The 14,613-nt window shown below is 57.9% G+C and carries 15 protein-coding genes; 8 read left to right on the top strand and 7 right to left on the bottom strand.

Annotated features, from left to right (window positions below; translation table 11 throughout):
* From V1566_RS14100 to V1566_RS14120, 5 genes are read left to right on the top strand one after another with little or no spacing between them, the layout of a single operon-like run.
* Positions 1-723, top strand: coding sequence for a DUF1365 domain-containing protein (locus V1566_RS14100; protein ID WP_395303695.1), 723 nt, complete (start codon positions 1-3; stop codon positions 721-723).
* A complete protein-coding gene (locus V1566_RS14105; protein ID WP_395303696.1) occupies positions 720-1,940 on the top strand; it encodes a class I SAM-dependent methyltransferase in 1,221 nt (406 codons plus the stop codon). The genes V1566_RS14100 and V1566_RS14105 overlap by 4 nt, the downstream gene beginning before the upstream one ends.
* A complete protein-coding gene (locus V1566_RS14110; RefSeq protein ID WP_213329311.1) occupies positions 1,937-2,422 on the top strand; it encodes a DUF2878 domain-containing protein in 486 nt (161 codons plus the stop codon). Before V1566_RS14105 ends, V1566_RS14110 begins: the two co-directional genes overlap by 4 nt.
* Positions 2,419-2,940, top strand: coding sequence for a hypothetical protein (locus V1566_RS14115; RefSeq protein ID WP_395303697.1), 522 nt, complete (start codon positions 2,419-2,421; stop codon positions 2,938-2,940). The genes V1566_RS14110 and V1566_RS14115 overlap by 4 nt, the downstream gene beginning before the upstream one ends.
* Positions 2,937-3,470 carry a DUF3833 domain-containing protein gene (locus tag V1566_RS14120; RefSeq protein ID WP_121423644.1) on the top strand — a complete coding sequence of 178 codons (534 nt, stop codon included), beginning with the start codon at positions 2,937-2,939 and terminating at the stop codon, positions 3,468-3,470. Before V1566_RS14115 ends, V1566_RS14120 begins: the two co-directional genes overlap by 4 nt.
* Here the strand turns inward: V1566_RS14120 and V1566_RS14125 are convergent.
* Positions 3,467-3,925, bottom strand: a complete 459-nt coding sequence (locus V1566_RS14125; protein WP_395303698.1) for a DMT family transporter — start codon at positions 3,923-3,925, stop codon at positions 3,467-3,469. The genes V1566_RS14120 and V1566_RS14125 overlap by 4 nt on opposite strands.
* A gap of 4 nt (positions 3,926-3,929) precedes the next feature.
* Positions 3,930-4,364 (bottom strand): DMT family transporter, encoded by a 435-nt coding sequence (locus V1566_RS14130; RefSeq protein ID WP_063145723.1) that lies wholly within the window; start codon positions 4,362-4,364, stop codon positions 3,930-3,932.
* Between the two features lie 95 nt (positions 4,365-4,459).
* Here V1566_RS14130 and V1566_RS14135 point away from each other — a divergent pair, with 95 nt between their 5' ends.
* On the top strand, positions 4,460-5,392 hold the full coding sequence (locus tag V1566_RS14135; protein WP_395303699.1) for a LysR substrate-binding domain-containing protein: 933 nt from the start codon (positions 4,460-4,462) through the stop codon (positions 5,390-5,392).
* A 4-nt stretch (positions 5,393-5,396) separates the two neighbouring features.
* Here the strand turns inward: V1566_RS14135 and V1566_RS14140 are convergent, their stop codons facing one another.
* Together V1566_RS14140 and V1566_RS14145 are read right to left on the bottom strand one after the other, a co-directional pair.
* Positions 5,397-6,425, bottom strand: a complete 1,029-nt coding sequence (locus V1566_RS14140) for a methionine synthase (RefSeq protein WP_202772933.1) — start codon at positions 6,423-6,425, stop codon at positions 5,397-5,399.
* A 23-nt stretch (positions 6,426-6,448) separates the two neighbouring features.
* Positions 6,449-7,423, bottom strand: a complete 975-nt coding sequence (locus tag V1566_RS14145; RefSeq protein ID WP_395303700.1) for a DUF1852 domain-containing protein — start codon at positions 7,421-7,423, stop codon at positions 6,449-6,451.
* 353 nt (positions 7,424-7,776) lie between these two features.
* Here V1566_RS14145 and V1566_RS14150 point away from each other — a divergent pair, with 353 nt between their 5' ends.
* The gene (locus tag V1566_RS14150) at positions 7,777-8,316 is read left to right on the top strand and encodes a DUF2058 domain-containing protein (protein ID WP_029740565.1); all 540 of its coding nucleotides are present in this window, start codon (positions 7,777-7,779) and stop codon (positions 8,314-8,316) included.
* Between the two features lie 7 nt (positions 8,317-8,323).
* Here the strand turns inward: V1566_RS14150 and V1566_RS14155 are convergent, their stop codons facing one another.
* Positions 8,324-9,010, bottom strand: a complete 687-nt coding sequence (locus V1566_RS14155; RefSeq protein ID WP_395303701.1) for an RluA family pseudouridine synthase — start codon at positions 9,008-9,010, stop codon at positions 8,324-8,326.
* An 89-nt stretch (positions 9,011-9,099) separates the two neighbouring features.
* Entirely contained in the window at positions 9,100-9,705 is a 606-nt protein-coding gene (azoR, locus tag V1566_RS14160) for an FMN-dependent NADH-azoreductase (RefSeq protein ID WP_395303702.1), read from the bottom strand.
* 205 nt (positions 9,706-9,910) lie between these two features.
* Between azoR and hrpA the strand changes: the two genes are divergently transcribed.
* Positions 9,911-13,813 (top strand): ATP-dependent RNA helicase HrpA, encoded by a 3,903-nt coding sequence (hrpA, locus tag V1566_RS14165; RefSeq protein WP_395303703.1) that lies wholly within the window; start codon positions 9,911-9,913, stop codon positions 13,811-13,813.
* A gap of 82 nt (positions 13,814-13,895) precedes the next feature.
* Here hrpA and V1566_RS14170 read toward each other — a convergent pair whose 3' ends face one another.
* A complete protein-coding gene (locus tag V1566_RS14170) occupies positions 13,896-14,555 on the bottom strand; it encodes an O-methyltransferase (RefSeq protein WP_395303704.1) in 660 nt (219 codons plus the stop codon).
* Positions 14,556-14,613: the final 58 nt, after the last annotated feature.

A 14,613-nucleotide genomic window follows, 5' to 3' on the forward strand; every position in this document is an offset into this window, starting at 1 on the left:
ATGAACAGCTGCCTCTACCACGGCGTCTTGCACCACCGCCGCCTCCAGCCGAAAACCCACGAATTTAGCTACAGCGTCTTTATGGCCTGGCTGGATCTGGATGAGCTTCCGCTGCTGTCGTCCGTCGGCGTGCGGCGCAACCGCTTTGCCGCCGCCTCGTTCCACGATGCGGACTATCCGCTCGGCACGCCGCTCAAAGAGAACGTGCTGAGCAGGCTGGAGAGCCTGACCGGAGAACGTCCGGACGGGCGGGTCATGCTCCTGACGCAACTGCGCTATTTCGGCTTTCATTTCAATCCGGTCAACTTTTACTACTGCTACGACGGGAAGGGAACGCTGTGCTGGGTGCTGGCGGAGGTTCGCAACACGCCGTGGAATGAACGTCATTACTATGCCGTCAACGGACAGGATGCGCAGCCCACGGAAAAAGCGTTTCACGTTTCCCCTTTCAACCCGATGGACATGATCTATCACTGGCGCTTTAACGACCCGGATAACACGCTGCATATGCACATTGAAAATCATCAGGAAGCGAAGGTCTTTGACGCCACGCTCGCGCTGCGCCGGGAGCCTTTGACGCGCCCCGCGCTGCGCTCGCTGTTGCTGCGCATCCCGCTCATGACCCTGAAAACCGTTTTTGCCATTTACTGGCAGGCGCTGCGGCTGTGGCTCAAGCGCGTGCCGCTGTATAACCATCCCGTCAGCAGGAGTGAACGCTCATGACCGATCCCGTCTTTGCGTTAGAACCCGATATCCCGCGCAACGTCCGTATCGCGCGATGGCTGCTGTTTCGTCTGTTAAGCGGTATTCGCGGCGGCTCGCTCACGCTGCGTGAAGGGGCGCAGACATTTCATTTTGGCGAGACGTCCTCTGCGCTGCATGCCGACGTGCAGATCCTCACGCCCGGCGTCTACTGGCGCGTCTTAACGGGCGGGAGCCTTGCTGCGGCAGAAGCCTGGATGGACGGCGAGTGGGAAACCGCACACCTCACGCCGCTTCTGGAGCTGTTGGCGCTCAACGGCGAGGTGCTCGGTCGTCTGGAAAACGGGTTCCGCCTGCTCGGCAGGCCGCTGGAACGGATACGCCACTGGACGCGGCGTAACTCCCGCGTGCAGGCGCGCGAAAATATTGCCGCCCATTACGATCTGGGCAATACCTTTTATGCCCATTTTCTGGATAAGGAGCTGCTCTATTCCAGCGCGCTCTTTACCGCTGACGAGCAGGATCTGACGGCGGCTCAGCAGGCCAAAATGGCTCGCCTGTGTGACCAGCTCGCGCTAAGCCCGGGTGACCACCTGCTGGAAATTGGCACCGGCTGGGGCGCGATGGCGGAATACGCCGCCCGTCATTATGGCTGTCGGGTAACGACCACCACGCTATCGCAGGAGCAATATATCTGGGCGACCGAGCGGATCGCCCGCGCCGGGTTGCAGGATCGCGTTGAGGTACTGCTCTGCGACTATCGCGACCTCACCGGACAGTACGACAAGCTGGTCTCGATAGAGATGATTGAGGCCGTCGGGCAACGCTATCTACCGACGTTCTTCCGCACCTGCCAGGCGCGGCTGCGCCCCGGAGGACGGATGGCGATTCAGGCCATCACTATTCAGGACCAGCGCTATCGCAACTACAGCAAAAGCGTCGATTTTATCCAGCGCTACATTTTTCCCGGCGGCTTCCTGCCGAGCATTACCGCGATGAACGAGCTGATGACGCGCCACACCGATTTCGTGGTGCGCAACCTCTTCGACATGGGCCCCGACTACGCCCGCACGCTGGCCCACTGGCGGCAGCGCTTTGTCCACGCCTGGCAGGAAATTGAAAAGCTCGGCTTCGATGAACGGTTCCGCCGCATGTGGCTGTACTACTTCGGCTACTGCGAAGCCGGGTTTAACGCTCGCACCATCAGCGTGGTGCAGCTGACCGCCGAGCGCGTATGAGACGGTATTTTCAGGTCTTCCTGCTGGCCGTCGCGTTCGATCTTTACTGGGCGCTGGTGGTGCTCTTTCGCGAACAGGGCCTGATTATCTGGCTCGCGCTGGCGATCCTGGCGTGCCTGCTCTTGCCGCCTGCATACCGTTTTTACGCTATTGGGCTGGCCGCGGCGGGCAGCCTGCTCGACGCCCTCTGGGCCCTGACCGGGCTGATTGCCTTTACCGGCGAGTCCCTGATGCCGTTATGGATGGTGGCACTGTGGCTGATGTTCGCCACGGTCTGGACGCAGCTGACGCGCACCACCACGCTACCCGGCTGGCTGCTGACCCTGCTGGCCGCCGCGGGGGGGCCGGTGGCCTACCTGTTTGGCGAGCGGCTGGGGGGCATTACGTTTCTGGAGCCGACCTTTATCGTCGTGAGCTGGATGGCGCCGGGCTGGCTGGTGTTGATGCTGTTTTTCCACCTGCTGATGGGGAGACAAAAATGAGAGCTGCGGTTTTGCTGCTTTGGCTGATGCTGGTTGTGCCTGTCGCCCAGGCCGCCGACTGGCTTGCCTGGCGGAAGGTGGGTGACGCCACGCTCACCTGGGGACCTTTCACCGTCTATACCTCCCAGCTGCGCACCCCTGATGGGCGTTACAGCCGGGACCAGGATCAGGCGCTGATCATTACCTATGCGCGCGACATCGATCGCGATGAACTGGTTGAGGCGACCCGCGACCAGTGGCAGGCGCAGGGGATCCTGGCGCAGGAGCCGCAAAGCGAAGCCTGGCTGCGTATGCTTCAGTCGCTGTGGCCGGATGTCCGACCGGGCTCACAGCTGGCGTTTGTTTTCAACGATAAGCAGGGGCAGTTCTGGTACCGCAAGTCAGCGGCGCAAACCTCCTTTATTCCACTCGGACCACGCCAGTCGGAAGCGTTCAGCACCCGTTTTCTGGCCATCTGGCTCGATCCCCGCACGCAATATCCTGAGCTGCGTCAGCAGTTAATCGGAGGCCAAAAATGAAACGTATCCTGATGATGGCGCTGGCATTCACGATGCTGCTGGCGGGCTGTAGCACCGAGGTGGCCGAGTATCGCCAGCAGCAGCCGCGACTTGATATCTTCCACTACTTCCAGGGCAAAACCGAAGCGTGGGGGATGGTGCAGGATCGTAGCGGGAAGCAGATCCGTCGCTTCCACGTTGAGATTGCCGGGGACGTTATCGGCGATACGCTGACGCTCAATGAGCACTTTGTCTACGACGACGGCGAGAAGCAGCAGCGGGTCTGGCATATTCGCCGCGTGGGGAACGATCGCTACGAGGGGACGGCAGGGGATATTGAAGGGGTTGCCACGGGGCAGGCCGCAGGCAACGCCTTTAACTGGCATTACAGCATGAACGTGACGGCCAACGGCAGCACCTGGCTGCTGAACTTTGACGACTGGATGTATTTGCAGGATGAGACCCATCTGTTTAACAAAACCGAGATGAAGAAATTTGGCGTCACCGTCGCCACGGTGACGCTGTTCTTTACCCGTAAGACCTCAGCTTAGTTGCGGACGCTGCCGGTTTTGCTGCTGGAGTAGATGAAGTACAGGGTAATCCCCAGGCACACCACCGCGCTCAGACGGCTCGGTGAAAACGGAATGGCCGCATTGCCCAGCCAGCCAAAGTTATCAATCAGCATACTCATGGCGAGCTGGCCGAATATCACCGCTACCGTGGCGACGGCGGTGCCGATCCGCTGCACCGCGAGCACCATTATCACGATATAGGGCACGCCAAACATCGCCCCGAGGAGCTGCCATTTCGGCACGTCCAGCAGCGTGGCCGCCTGCTTAGGCTCAAAGAAGAAAATGAGCAGGGCGGTCACCAGCGCGCCGACGGAAAACGTCAGAAACGCGCTCTTGAAAACGCCCACGCTGCTGCCGAGCTGCCCGTTAATTGCTGCCTGTATGCTCAGCGTTGCGCCGCCACACACGGCCAGAAGAATCATAATCAGTGTCATACGTTTACCCCTGTGCCACCAGAACCAGTGCGGCAATAATAAAAACCAGCGCCACGATGCGTTTCGCGTTTATCTTCCTGTGCGGCGTACCCAGCAGACCAAAGTGGTCAATGATCAGGCTCTTAAAGACCTGACCTGCCAGAATGCCAATCATGGTCATCGCGATGCCGATAGCGGGGGTCGCAACGGTCAAAATGACCACGTAGACAGGGCCAAGCACGCCGCCGAGCAGCTGCCAGCCGGGCTGTGCGAAAAACGACGGGCTGTTACGCGGGCTGAAAAACAGCATTAGCAGAAACGTCAGCGCGGCGCCGACGCCAAAAATGCTGAACGTCGCCCATAAGTCACCCACTTCGCCGCCCAGCGGCCCAAGTAACCCCGCCTCGACGGAGAGGCCCATTCCGCCGACAATCACCAGTAAAATCAACACAAACTGCATTACGCTTCCTCCGTTTTCAGGCGAAGAAGATTACGTCGTCAGTCTCGTGAGAAAAATGCCATAATGCTGGAAACACCTTTGCAGGATATGCATTAATGGTTGACGCCAGCAACATCAACGTCCGCGCGCTGCTGATCTTTATTGACGTGTATGAAGCGCAGAACTTCTCCGTCGTGGCGCGGCGGCAGGGGATATCGGCCTCGCAGATATCGCGCGTCATCCACCAGCTTGAGGATGCGCTCGGTCAACAGCTTTTTTATCGCAATACGCGGGCCGTCATCCCGACGGAAAGCGGTCATCTGTTTATTCGCTATGCCCGGTCGATGGCGGAAAATCTGGAAGAGGCGCGCCGGGAGCTGGACGCGCGTGCGGTGGAGCCTTCCGGCGCGATCCGCATTAACGGACCGGTGTTTTTTGGGCAGAAGCATATTGCACCTGGCCTTCCCGGCCTGTCGGAACGCTATCCCCGCCTGAGCGTAGAGCTGACGCTGACCGATGATTTTATCGACCCGCATCGGGATGCCGCCGACGTGATCTTCCGGATTGGCGTGCTGACGGACTCCTCGTTTCATGCGCGGGTGTTCGGACAGCAGGTTTATCATCTGGCGGCATCGCCAGACTACGTGCGAAAACAGGGTGCGCCGGAAGGGCCGGACGATCTGAACCGTCATCACTGTCTTGTCTATCGCGGATCGTCAGGGCCAAACCGCTGGCTGTTTCGCAGGAAGGGCGAGGCGTGGATACACTATCCCGTTACGCCATTGATGATCTCCAATAATGCGGAAGCGTTACTGGCTGCGGCGCTGGGTGGAATGGGGATCGTGCTTTTCCCGGACTGGCTGGTGAGCGAGCAGCTCCAGCGCGGCGAGCTGGTTCCGCTCCTGCCCGCGCTGGAGTGCGCCATCAATACGGAACCGCAGGCCATTGCGGCGATCTATCCTGATGCCCGACATCCGCCCCTGAACGTCAGGGCGGTGATTGATTATTACGTCGAGCACTTTGGTACGCCGCCGTACTGGCAAACGTAAGGGATTACGCGCCGAGCTCTTTGCGGATAATCTCTGCGCCGGCGCTAAGCGCTCTCAGCTTGCCGTTAGCAACCTCGCGGGAAAGAGGAGCCATGCCGCAGTTGGTGGACGGGTAAAGCTTGTCCGCATCGACAAACTGCAGCGCTTTACGCAGCGTATCGGCGACTTCCTCCGGCGTTTCAACGGCGTTGGTTGCCACGTCGATCGCGCCGACCATCACTTTCTTACCGCGGATCAGCTCCAGCAGATCCATCGGCACGCGGGAGTTGTGGCATTCCAGGGAGATGATGTCGATGTTAGAGGTCTGCAACTTAGGGAAGGCCTCTTCATACTGTCGCCATTCTGAGCCGAGCGTCTTTTTCCAGTCCGTATTGGCCTTGATGCCGTAGCCGTAGCAGATGTGTACGGCGGTTTCGCACTTCAGCCCTTCGATTGCGCGCTCCAGCGCGGCGATGCCCCAGTCGTTCACCTCGTCAAAAAAGACGTTAAATGCCGGTTCATCAAACTGGATAATATCGACACCTGCGGCCTCTAACTCACGCGCTTCCTGATTGAGGATTTTGGCGAATTCCCAGGCCAGCTTTTCACGACTTTTATAGTGCGCGTCGTAAAGGGTGTCGATCATGGTCATCGGCCCGGGCAGCGCCCATTTGATTGGCTTGTCCGTCAGCTGGCGCAGGTATTTTGCATCGTCCACGAATACCGGCTTCTGACGCGCAACGGCTGAAACCACGGTCGGCACGCTGGCGTCATAGCGGTTACGAATGCGCACCGTCTGGCGATTTTCGAAATCCACGCCGCTCAGGTGTTCAATAAAGGTGGTGACGAAGTGCTGGCGGGTCTGTTCCCCGTCGCTGACAATATCGATTCCCGCGCGGATCTGCTCATCCAGAGACAGGCGCAGCGCATCCTGTTTACCCGCCAGCAGTTCCTGATCCTGTAATTTCCAGGGTGACCACAGCGTTTCAGGTTGTGCAAGCCAGGTTGGCTTAGGCAGGCTGCCAGCCGTAGAAGTCGGGAGCAATGTTTTCATAATAAAAGACCTTTTTTGATGAATTAAAGCGTGTAGTTATCAGACCACTGCTCAAGAATATGTTGGTAAGGCTTAATGAAGTACGCTTCGGTAAAACGGCCCTGTTCAATCGCCAGCTGGCTTCGCTCCTCCCGGTCATAAACAATTTTTGTTAAGGAGTGATCCTGCTGGTTCAGATCCGGTCGGTAGCACAGTCCCGCCGCCGAGTTTGCGTTATAAATTTCCGGGCGATAGATTTTCTGGAACGTCTCCATCGTGCTGATGGTGGCAATCAGCTCCAGATCGGTGTAGTCACTCAGCAAATCCCCTGTAAAGAAGAACGCGAAAGGCGCGACGCTGTTTTCCGGCATGAAATAGCGAACCTGCAGGCCCATCTTCGCGAAGTACTGTTCCGTTAGCGACTCGCCATCCGGCTGATACTCAATGCCCAGCACGGGGTGCTGGTTACCGGTGCGGCGGTAGGTGTCTTTGCTGGAGACGCTCAGGCAGATCACCGGACCCTTGCTGAAGTTCTCTTTGTATTCCGGCGAATTCACAAAGTGGCGGAAAATATTGCCGTGCAGTTCGCCAAACTTTTCCGGAATGCTGAAGTGCTGCTGGTTCTTGTTGTGTTCCAGCAGCAGGACGCTGAAATCATAGTCCCGCACGTAAGAAGAGAAGTTATTCCCGACGATGCCAGGAATACGCAGGTTATTTTTTTTGTCGACAATCGTGGTTTGCAATATCTCAATGGCCGGGAACGGTTTTTCCGCGCCAATGTTCAAATCGACAGAGATGATTTCCAGCTCAACCGCGTAGCGATCGGCGTTGGGGTTATCCCAGCGCGCCAGGGCGTTAAAGCGGTTGTTGATCATCACCAGCGTATTGCGCAGGTTTTCCTGTCGTTTTTCCCCGCGCGCCAGGTTGGCAAAGTTGGTGGTCGTACGCGTATTTTCTGACGGGTTGTAATTCTCATCGAAGCAACTGCGCTTAAGGGTATATGTGAAAGCTTTGCTCATTGTGGTTATGCATCCTAAGTTCATGTTGCTAAGAAGTTACCGATGCATAATTTATGCCTGAGCCCGCGGCGCAGGGGAAGTGACTTAATTTCAATGCAACATGAGCGAAGTTCATGAAGTGTAATGCTCGAGATGTCGCAGCCTTCATGCCGGGCGGCGCTGCGCTTACCCGGCCTACGGTTCAGCGTCGTTTGTAGGCCCGTGCAAGCGCAGCGCCGCCGGGCGAAGCTCGCAATATGTCTGTGATATGCACTTGGCCCTCGTCGTTAACCGGCTGCAGGGGAGAGGGATTTTTTATTTCCGTTCAATTCCCGCTATAATCCCCAAAATTTCCAACCGGTTTAGAAACAATCATGACAAAACTCACCTTACAAGAGCAGATGCTGAAAGCGGGCTTAGTCAGCAGCAAAAAAGCGGCGAAAGTGCAGCGCACGGCAAAGAAATCACGTGTTCAGGCGCGTGAAGCTCGGGAAGCGGTAGAAGAGAACAAGAAAGCGCAGATCGAGCGCGACAAGCAGTTGAGCGAGCAGCAGAAGCAGGCCGTGCTGGCGAAAGAGTTTAAAGCACAGGTGAAGCAGCTGATTGAGATGAACCGCATCACCGTCGCGAGAGGCAACATCACCTTTAACTTCACCGACGGCAATCTCATCAAAAAAATCGAGGTCGACAAGCAAACTCAGGCTCAGCTGATCAACGGCCGTCTGGCGATTGCCCGTCTGGTCATTAACGCCAGCGGCGACTGTGAATACGCGATTATTCCGGCGGTGGTGGCCGATAAAATTGCCCAGCGCGATGCCGACAGCATCGTGTTAAATAGCGCGCTCAGCCAGGAAGAACAGGACGAAGACGATCCGTACGCGGACTTCAAAATCCCTGACGATTTGATGTGGTAAAACGCATTCAGAACGGGGCGGCGTGACGGGCGTTAACCGGCTCTCCGCTCACGGGATGAATAAAATTCAGAACGCTTGCATGCAGCATCAGCCGGGGCGTTTCCTCAGTCCCCGGCGCTTCAAGACCGCCATACAGATCGCAGCCCAGAATGGGGTGCCCCAGCTGCTGGCAGTGAATACGCAGCTGATGGGTTCGCCCGGTCTCCGGTATCAGTTTCACCCGCGTTAACGGCAGTCCCGTCCCCTGATAAAACCGTTCCACCACCCGATAGCGGGAGCGGGCGGGCTTACCGTTGATGGCGCAGATCGACATCAGCGGGAACAGCGCCGGGTCTTTGGCAATCGGCACGTCTATCACTCCCTCATCGTTTTCCAGATGTCCGCAAAGAAGGGCGCTGTAGACTTTCTCCACGCTGCGCTGGCTGAACTGCTGGCACAGCGCCGCGTTGATGGCCTTATTGCGCGCAACCACCATCAGCCCGGACGTGCCAAAATCCAGACGGTGTACCAGCGTGCAGCCGGGGAACGTCTGGACCAGACGATAATGGACAGAATCGAGGTTTTGCGGATTTTTGCCCGAGAGGCTGAGCAGACCGGAAGGCTTATTGATCAGCAGCAGATGTTCATCCTGCCAGAGGATCTCAATGTCATCGTGACACGGTGGAGCAATAAATGAATCAATGATCGCAGACATCAGGCCGCCCGGCTGGAGAGTGGGAGCGGATGATAACGAAATGCGGGGAAAAGAAAAACCCTCCCACCGGGCGGTGAGAGGGCGAAGTCTTACGCTGCAACCAGGCTGTCGATGGCGGCTTTCGCATCGGTCTGCGCTTTGGTCGCCACTTCCGGACCGTAAGCGATACCTTCAGCGAACACGAAGTTCACGTCAGTGATGCCGATGAAGCCCAGGAACACGCTCAGGTACGGTGCAACCAGGTCGGTTGGGGTATCTTTATGGATGCCGCCACGGCTGGTCAGGACTATCGCACGTTTACCTTTCACCAGACCTTCAGGACCGTTCTCGGTGTAACGGAAGGTAACGCCAGCGCGCGCCACCAGGTCGAAGTAGTTCTTCAACTGGGTAGGGATGTTGAAGTTGTACATTGGGGCGTTGATGACGATAACGTCGTGCGCCTGCAGCTCGGCAATCAGTTCGTCGGACAGGGCCAGCGCTTCCTGCTGACGTGGAGACAGTGGTGCATCGCTTGGGCGCAGCGCGCCAACCAGCTCGCCGTCCAGCACAGGAATTGGGTTTGCAGCCAGGTCACGCACGGTGATTTCGTCAGCAGAATGCTGTTCACGCCACTGTTCTACGAAGTAATCAGACAGCTGACCAGACTGAGAGTACCCTGCCAGAATACTGGATTTCAAAACTAATACTTTGCTCATGGGTGATTCCTGTTGTTGCATTTGATTGAAGGGGGTTGCCCCGTTGCTTGTTGACACTCTATTCACAATCCTGCCACAGAGATAGCGCAATATATCGAAGTCTATGTTCGAATTTTTTGAATAAGGCGCTAAAGGCGTCAATGTGGTACTCTATAGCAATCATTAAAAAGAGATTTTACCCGGCAGTGTACTGCCCTTTAACGCTATGACAGAACAACAAAAATTAACCTTCCCGATGCTCCTGCAACAGCTTGATTCTCTGATGCTGCGCGATAAACAGCGCTTTGCCCGCCGTCTGCACGGCGTGAAGAAGGTTAAAAATCCTGATGCACAACAGGCCATTTACCAGGAGATGGCGAAAGAGATTGAACAGGCGGCAGGGAAAGTTGTGCTGCGCGAAGCCGCACGTCCGGCGATTACCTACCCGGAAAACCTCCCCGTTAGCCAGAAAAAACAGGATATCCTTGAGGCCGTACGCGACCACCAGGTGGTGATAGTCGCGGGGGAAACCGGCTCGGGGAAAACCACCCAGTTGCCGAAAATCTGTATGGAGCTGGGACGCGGGTTAAAAGGGCTGATTGGCCACACCCAGCCGCGCCGTCTGGCCGCGCGTACCGTGGCGAACCGTATTGCCGAAGAGCTGCAGACGGAGCCGGGCGGCTGCATTGGTTACAAGGTGCGATTCAGCGACCACGTTAGCGATAACACCATGGTCAAGCTGATGACCGACGGTATTCTGCTGGCGGAAATCCAGCAGGATCGCCTGCTGATTCAGTACGACACCATCATCATCGATGAGGCGCACGAGCGCAGCCTGAACATCGACTTTCTGCTCGGCTACCTGAAAGAGCTGCTGCCGCGTCGCCCGGATCTGAAAATCATCATCACCTCCGCAACCATCGACCCGGAGCGCTTCTCGAAGCATTTCAACAATGCGCCGATTATCGAGGTGTCAGGACGCACGTATCCCGTGGAAGTGCGCTATCGCCCGATTGTAGAAGAGGCGGATGATACCGAGCGCGATCAGCTGCAGGCCATCTTCGATGCCGTTGACGAGCTGGGCAACGAAAGCGCAGGCGACATTCTGATCTTCATGAGCGGCGAGCGCGAAATTCGCGACACCGCCGATGCGCTCAGCAAGCGCGACCTGCGCCACACGGAGATCCTGCCGCTTTACGCGCGCCTGTCAAACAGCGAGCAGAACCGCGTGTTCCAGCCGCACGGCGGACGTCGTATCGTGTTGGCGACCAACGTGGCGGAAACCTCGCTGACCGTGCCGGGGATTAAATACGTTATCGACCCGGGCACGGCGCGCATCAGCCGCTACAGTTATCGCACCAAAGTCCAGCGGCTGCCGATCGAGCCGGTCTCCCAGGCTTCCGCTAACCAGCGTAAAGGCCGCTGCGGCCGCGTGTCGGAAGGGATCTGTATTCGTCTCTATTCCGAAGATGATTTCCTGTCGCGTCCGGAGTTTACCGACCCGGAAATTCTGCGTACCAACCTGGCGTCCGTTATCCTGCAGATGACCGCGCTGGGGCTGGGCGACATCGCGGCGTTTCCGTTCGTCGAAGCGCCGGACAAACGCAACATTCAGGACGGCGTACGCCTGCTGGAAGAGCTCGGCGCCATTACCACCGACGAGCAGGCCACGGTCTACAAGCTGACGCCGCTGGGCCGCCAGCTCAGCCAACTGCCGGTGGATCCGCGCCTGGCCCGTATGGTGCTGGAAGCGCAAAAGCACGGCTGCGTGCGCGAGGCGATGATCATTACCTCGGCGCTCTCCATTCAGGACCCGCGCGAGCGTCCGATGGACAAACAGCAGGCGTCTGACGAAAAGCACCGTCGCTTCCACGACAAAGAGTCCGATTTCCTCGCCTTCGTGAACCTGTGGAACTATCTCGGCGAGCAGCAGAAAGCGCTCTCCTCGAACCAGTTCCGCCGCCAGTGCCGCGTGGATTTCCTCAACTACCTGCGCGTGCGCGAGTGGCAGGATATCTACACCCAGCTGCGCCAGGTGGTGAAAGAGCTGGGCATTCCGGTCAACAGCGAACCGGCGGAGTACCGCGAAATTCATATCGCGCTGCTGACCGGCCTGCTGTCCCACATTGGGATGAAGGACGCCGAAAAGCAGGAGTATACCGGCGCGCGTAACGCCCGTTTTTCCATCTTCCCGGGTTCCGGCCTGTTCAAGAAGCCGCCGAAATGGACCATGGTCGCGGAGCTGGTGGAAACCAGCCGCCTGTGGGGGCGCATTGCCGCGCGTATCGATCCGGAATGGGTCGAGCCGGTGGCTCAGCACCTGCTGAAACGCTCGTACAGTGAACCGCACTGGGAGCGCGCGCAGGGCGCGGTAATGGCGACCGAGAAAGTGACCGTTTACGGCCTGCCGGTGGTCGCCGCGCGTAAGGTCAACTACAGCCAGATTGACCCGGCGCTCAGCCGCGAACTGTTTATCCGCCACGCGCTGGTGGAGGGGGACTGGCAGACGCGTCACGCCTTCTTCCGCGAAAACCTGAAGCTGCGCGCCGAAGTGGAGGAGCTTGAGCACAAGTCCCGCCGCCGCGACATTCTGGTGGACGATGAGGCGCTGTTTGAGTTTTACGACCAGCGCATCAGCCACGAGGTGATTTCCGCTCGCCACTTCGACAGCTGGTGGAAAAAGGCCAGCAAAGAGACGCCGGACCTGCTCAACTTCGAAAAGAGCATGCTGATTAAAGAGGGGGCGGAGTCGGTCAGCAAGCTCGACTACCCGAACTTCTGGCATCAGGGGAACCTCAAGCTGCGTCTGACGTATCAGTTTGAACCGGGTGCCGACGCGGATGGCGTAACCGTTCATATTCCGCTGCCGCTGTTGAACCAGGTCGATGAGGGCGGGTTTGAGTGGCAAATCCCCGGCCTGCGCCGCGAGCTGGTGATTGCGCTGATCAAATCCCTGCCGAAACCGGTGCGCCGTAACTTTGTGCCTGCGCCAAACTATGCGGAAGCCTTTTTAGGCCGCGTCACGCCGCTGGAGCTGCCGCTGCTGGACGCGCTGGAGCGTGAATTCCGCCGCATGACCGGTACCACCATCGACCGCGAAGACTGGAACTGGGATCAGGTGCCCGATCACCTGAAAATCAGCTTCCGCGTGGTGGATGATAAAAACAAAAAGCTGCTGGAAGGGCGTTCGCTGAGCGAGCTGAAAGAGGCGCTGAAGGGGAAAGTTCAGGAGACGCTGTCTGCGGTGGCGGACGACGGTATCGAGCAGAGCGGGCTGCATATCTGGAGCTTTGGTCAGCTTCCGGAAAGCTACGAACAGAAGCGCGGTAACTATAAGGTCAAAGCCTGGCCTGCGCTGGTGGACGAGCGCGACAGCGTGGCGATCAAACTGTTCGATAACCCGCAGGAACAGCAGCAGATGATGTGGCGCGGGCTGCGTCGCCTGCTGCTGCTGAACATCCCGTCGCCGATTAAATACCTGCACGAGAAGCTGCCGAACAAAGCCAAGCTGGGGCTGTACTTTAACCCGTACGGCAAGGTGCTGGATCTGATTGACGACTGCATCTCCTGCGGCGTGGACAAACTGATCCACGAGGCGGGCGGTCCGGTCTGGACGGAAGAGGGCTTTGCTCAGCTTCATGAAAAGGTGCGCGCGGAGCTGAACGACACTGTGGTGGAGATTGCCAAACAGGTTGAGCAGATCCTCACTGCCGTATTCAATATCAACAAGCGCCTGAAGGGGCGCGTGGATATGACCATGGCGCTGGGACTCTCGGACGTGAAGGCGCAGATGGCGGGGCTGGTCTATCGCGGTTTTGTCACCGGCAACGGCTTTAAGCGTCTGGGCGATACGCTGCGCTATCTGCAGGCGATTGAAAAACGTCTGGAAAAAATGGCTATCGATCCGCACCGCGATCGCGCGCAGATGCTGAAAGTGGAAAGCGTGCAGCAGGCGTGGCAGCAGTGGCTAAACAAGCTGCCGCCGGCGCGCCGCGAGGATGAAGACGTGCAGGCGATCCGCTGGATGATTGAGGAGCTGCGCGTCAGCTTCTTTGCCCAGCAGCTCGGTACGCCGTATCCGATTTCGGATAAGCGTATCCTGCAGGCGATGGAGCAGATTTCCGCTTAAAACCCTTGCCCGGTGGCGCTGCGCTTATCGGGTCTACGGGAGAATATGTAGGCCGGGTAAGGCGTAGCCGCCACCCGGCTGGTTATCGTTCTACAATTGCCAGCGTAAACCCATCCCATCCCTTAACCCCCACCGTTTGCAGCGCGGTGGCGGTTAAGCGCGGGTTATCCCCAATCATCTCGATAAAACGCCGCACGCCCAGCACGCGCGCGTCGTCGCTTTCCCCGTTAATGACCTCGCCGTCGCGCACCACGTTATCGCCAATGATTATCGTGCCGGGACGGGAATAGTGCAGCGCCCACTCCAGATAGCCGGGATTGTTTGGCTTATCGGCATCAATAAAGATCAGGTCGAACGGGGGAACGTCACCGAAATTCTCCAGCGAGTTCAGCGCCGGGCCTTCAATTAATTCAATACGATCGTTCAGCCCCGCGAGGCGAATATTCTGACGGGCAACGTCGGCATGCGTCGGGTCAGCCTCGAGCGTAACCAGCTTTCCGTCCGGCGGCAGGGCGCGCGCCATCCAGATTGAGCTATAAGCGCCCAGCGTCCCGATTTCAAGAACACGTCTTGCCTGCGTCATGCGCACGAACAGCGCCAGCAGCTGCCCCTGATTGGCCGCAACATCGTGTTCAGGTAGCCCGGCGCGCTTGTTGTTTTCCAGTACCTGACTCAGTACGTCATCATCAGGGATAAGCGAAGAAATCATGTAATTATCTACTGCAGACCATTGTTGTTGCATAGATTGACTCCTTGAGAGGGATTGCCGGGTGGCGCTTCGCTTACCCGGCCTACGGGGC

The organism is Enterobacter sp. ECC-019 (assembly GCF_043974075.1).
In the GTDB taxonomy this organism is placed as follows: domain Bacteria; phylum Pseudomonadota; class Gammaproteobacteria; order Enterobacterales; family Enterobacteriaceae; genus Enterobacter; species Enterobacter asburiae_D.

Bases quoted from the DNA above. Each gene is read 5' to 3' on its own strand.
- V1566_RS14100 (WP_395303695.1), top strand. From the start codon at position 1: ATGAACAGCTGCCTCTACCACGGCGTCTTGCACCACCGCCGCCTCCAG.
- V1566_RS14105 (WP_395303696.1), top strand. From the start codon at position 720: ATGACCGATCCCGTCTTTGCGTTAGAACCCGATATCCCGCGCAACGTC.
- V1566_RS14110 (WP_213329311.1), top strand. From the start codon at position 1,937: ATGAGACGGTATTTTCAGGTCTTCCTGCTGGCCGTCGCGTTCGATCTT.
- V1566_RS14115 (WP_395303697.1), top strand. From the start codon at position 2,419: ATGAGAGCTGCGGTTTTGCTGCTTTGGCTGATGCTGGTTGTGCCTGTC.
- V1566_RS14120 (WP_121423644.1), top strand. From the start codon at position 2,937: ATGAAACGTATCCTGATGATGGCGCTGGCATTCACGATGCTGCTGGCG.
- V1566_RS14125 (WP_395303698.1), bottom strand. From the start codon at position 3,925: ATGACACTGATTATGATTCTTCTGGCCGTGTGTGGCGGCGCAACGCTG.
- V1566_RS14130 (WP_063145723.1), bottom strand. From the start codon at position 4,364: ATGCAGTTTGTGTTGATTTTACTGGTGATTGTCGGCGGAATGGGCCTC.
- V1566_RS14135 (WP_395303699.1), top strand. From the start codon at position 4,460: ATGGTTGACGCCAGCAACATCAACGTCCGCGCGCTGCTGATCTTTATT.
- V1566_RS14140 (WP_202772933.1), bottom strand. From the start codon at position 6,425: ATGAAAACATTGCTCCCGACTTCTACGGCTGGCAGCCTGCCTAAGCCA.
- V1566_RS14145 (WP_395303700.1), bottom strand. From the start codon at position 7,423: ATGAGCAAAGCTTTCACATATACCCTTAAGCGCAGTTGCTTCGATGAG.
- V1566_RS14150 (WP_029740565.1), top strand. From the start codon at position 7,777: ATGACAAAACTCACCTTACAAGAGCAGATGCTGAAAGCGGGCTTAGTC.
- V1566_RS14155 (WP_395303701.1), bottom strand. From the start codon at position 9,010: ATGTCTGCGATCATTGATTCATTTATTGCTCCACCGTGTCACGATGAC.
- azoR (WP_395303702.1), bottom strand. From the start codon at position 9,705: ATGAGCAAAGTATTAGTTTTGAAATCCAGTATTCTGGCAGGGTACTCT.
- hrpA (WP_395303703.1), top strand. From the start codon at position 9,911: ATGACAGAACAACAAAAATTAACCTTCCCGATGCTCCTGCAACAGCTT.
- V1566_RS14170 (WP_395303704.1), bottom strand. From the start codon at position 14,555: ATGCAACAACAATGGTCTGCAGTAGATAATTACATGATTTCTTCGCTT.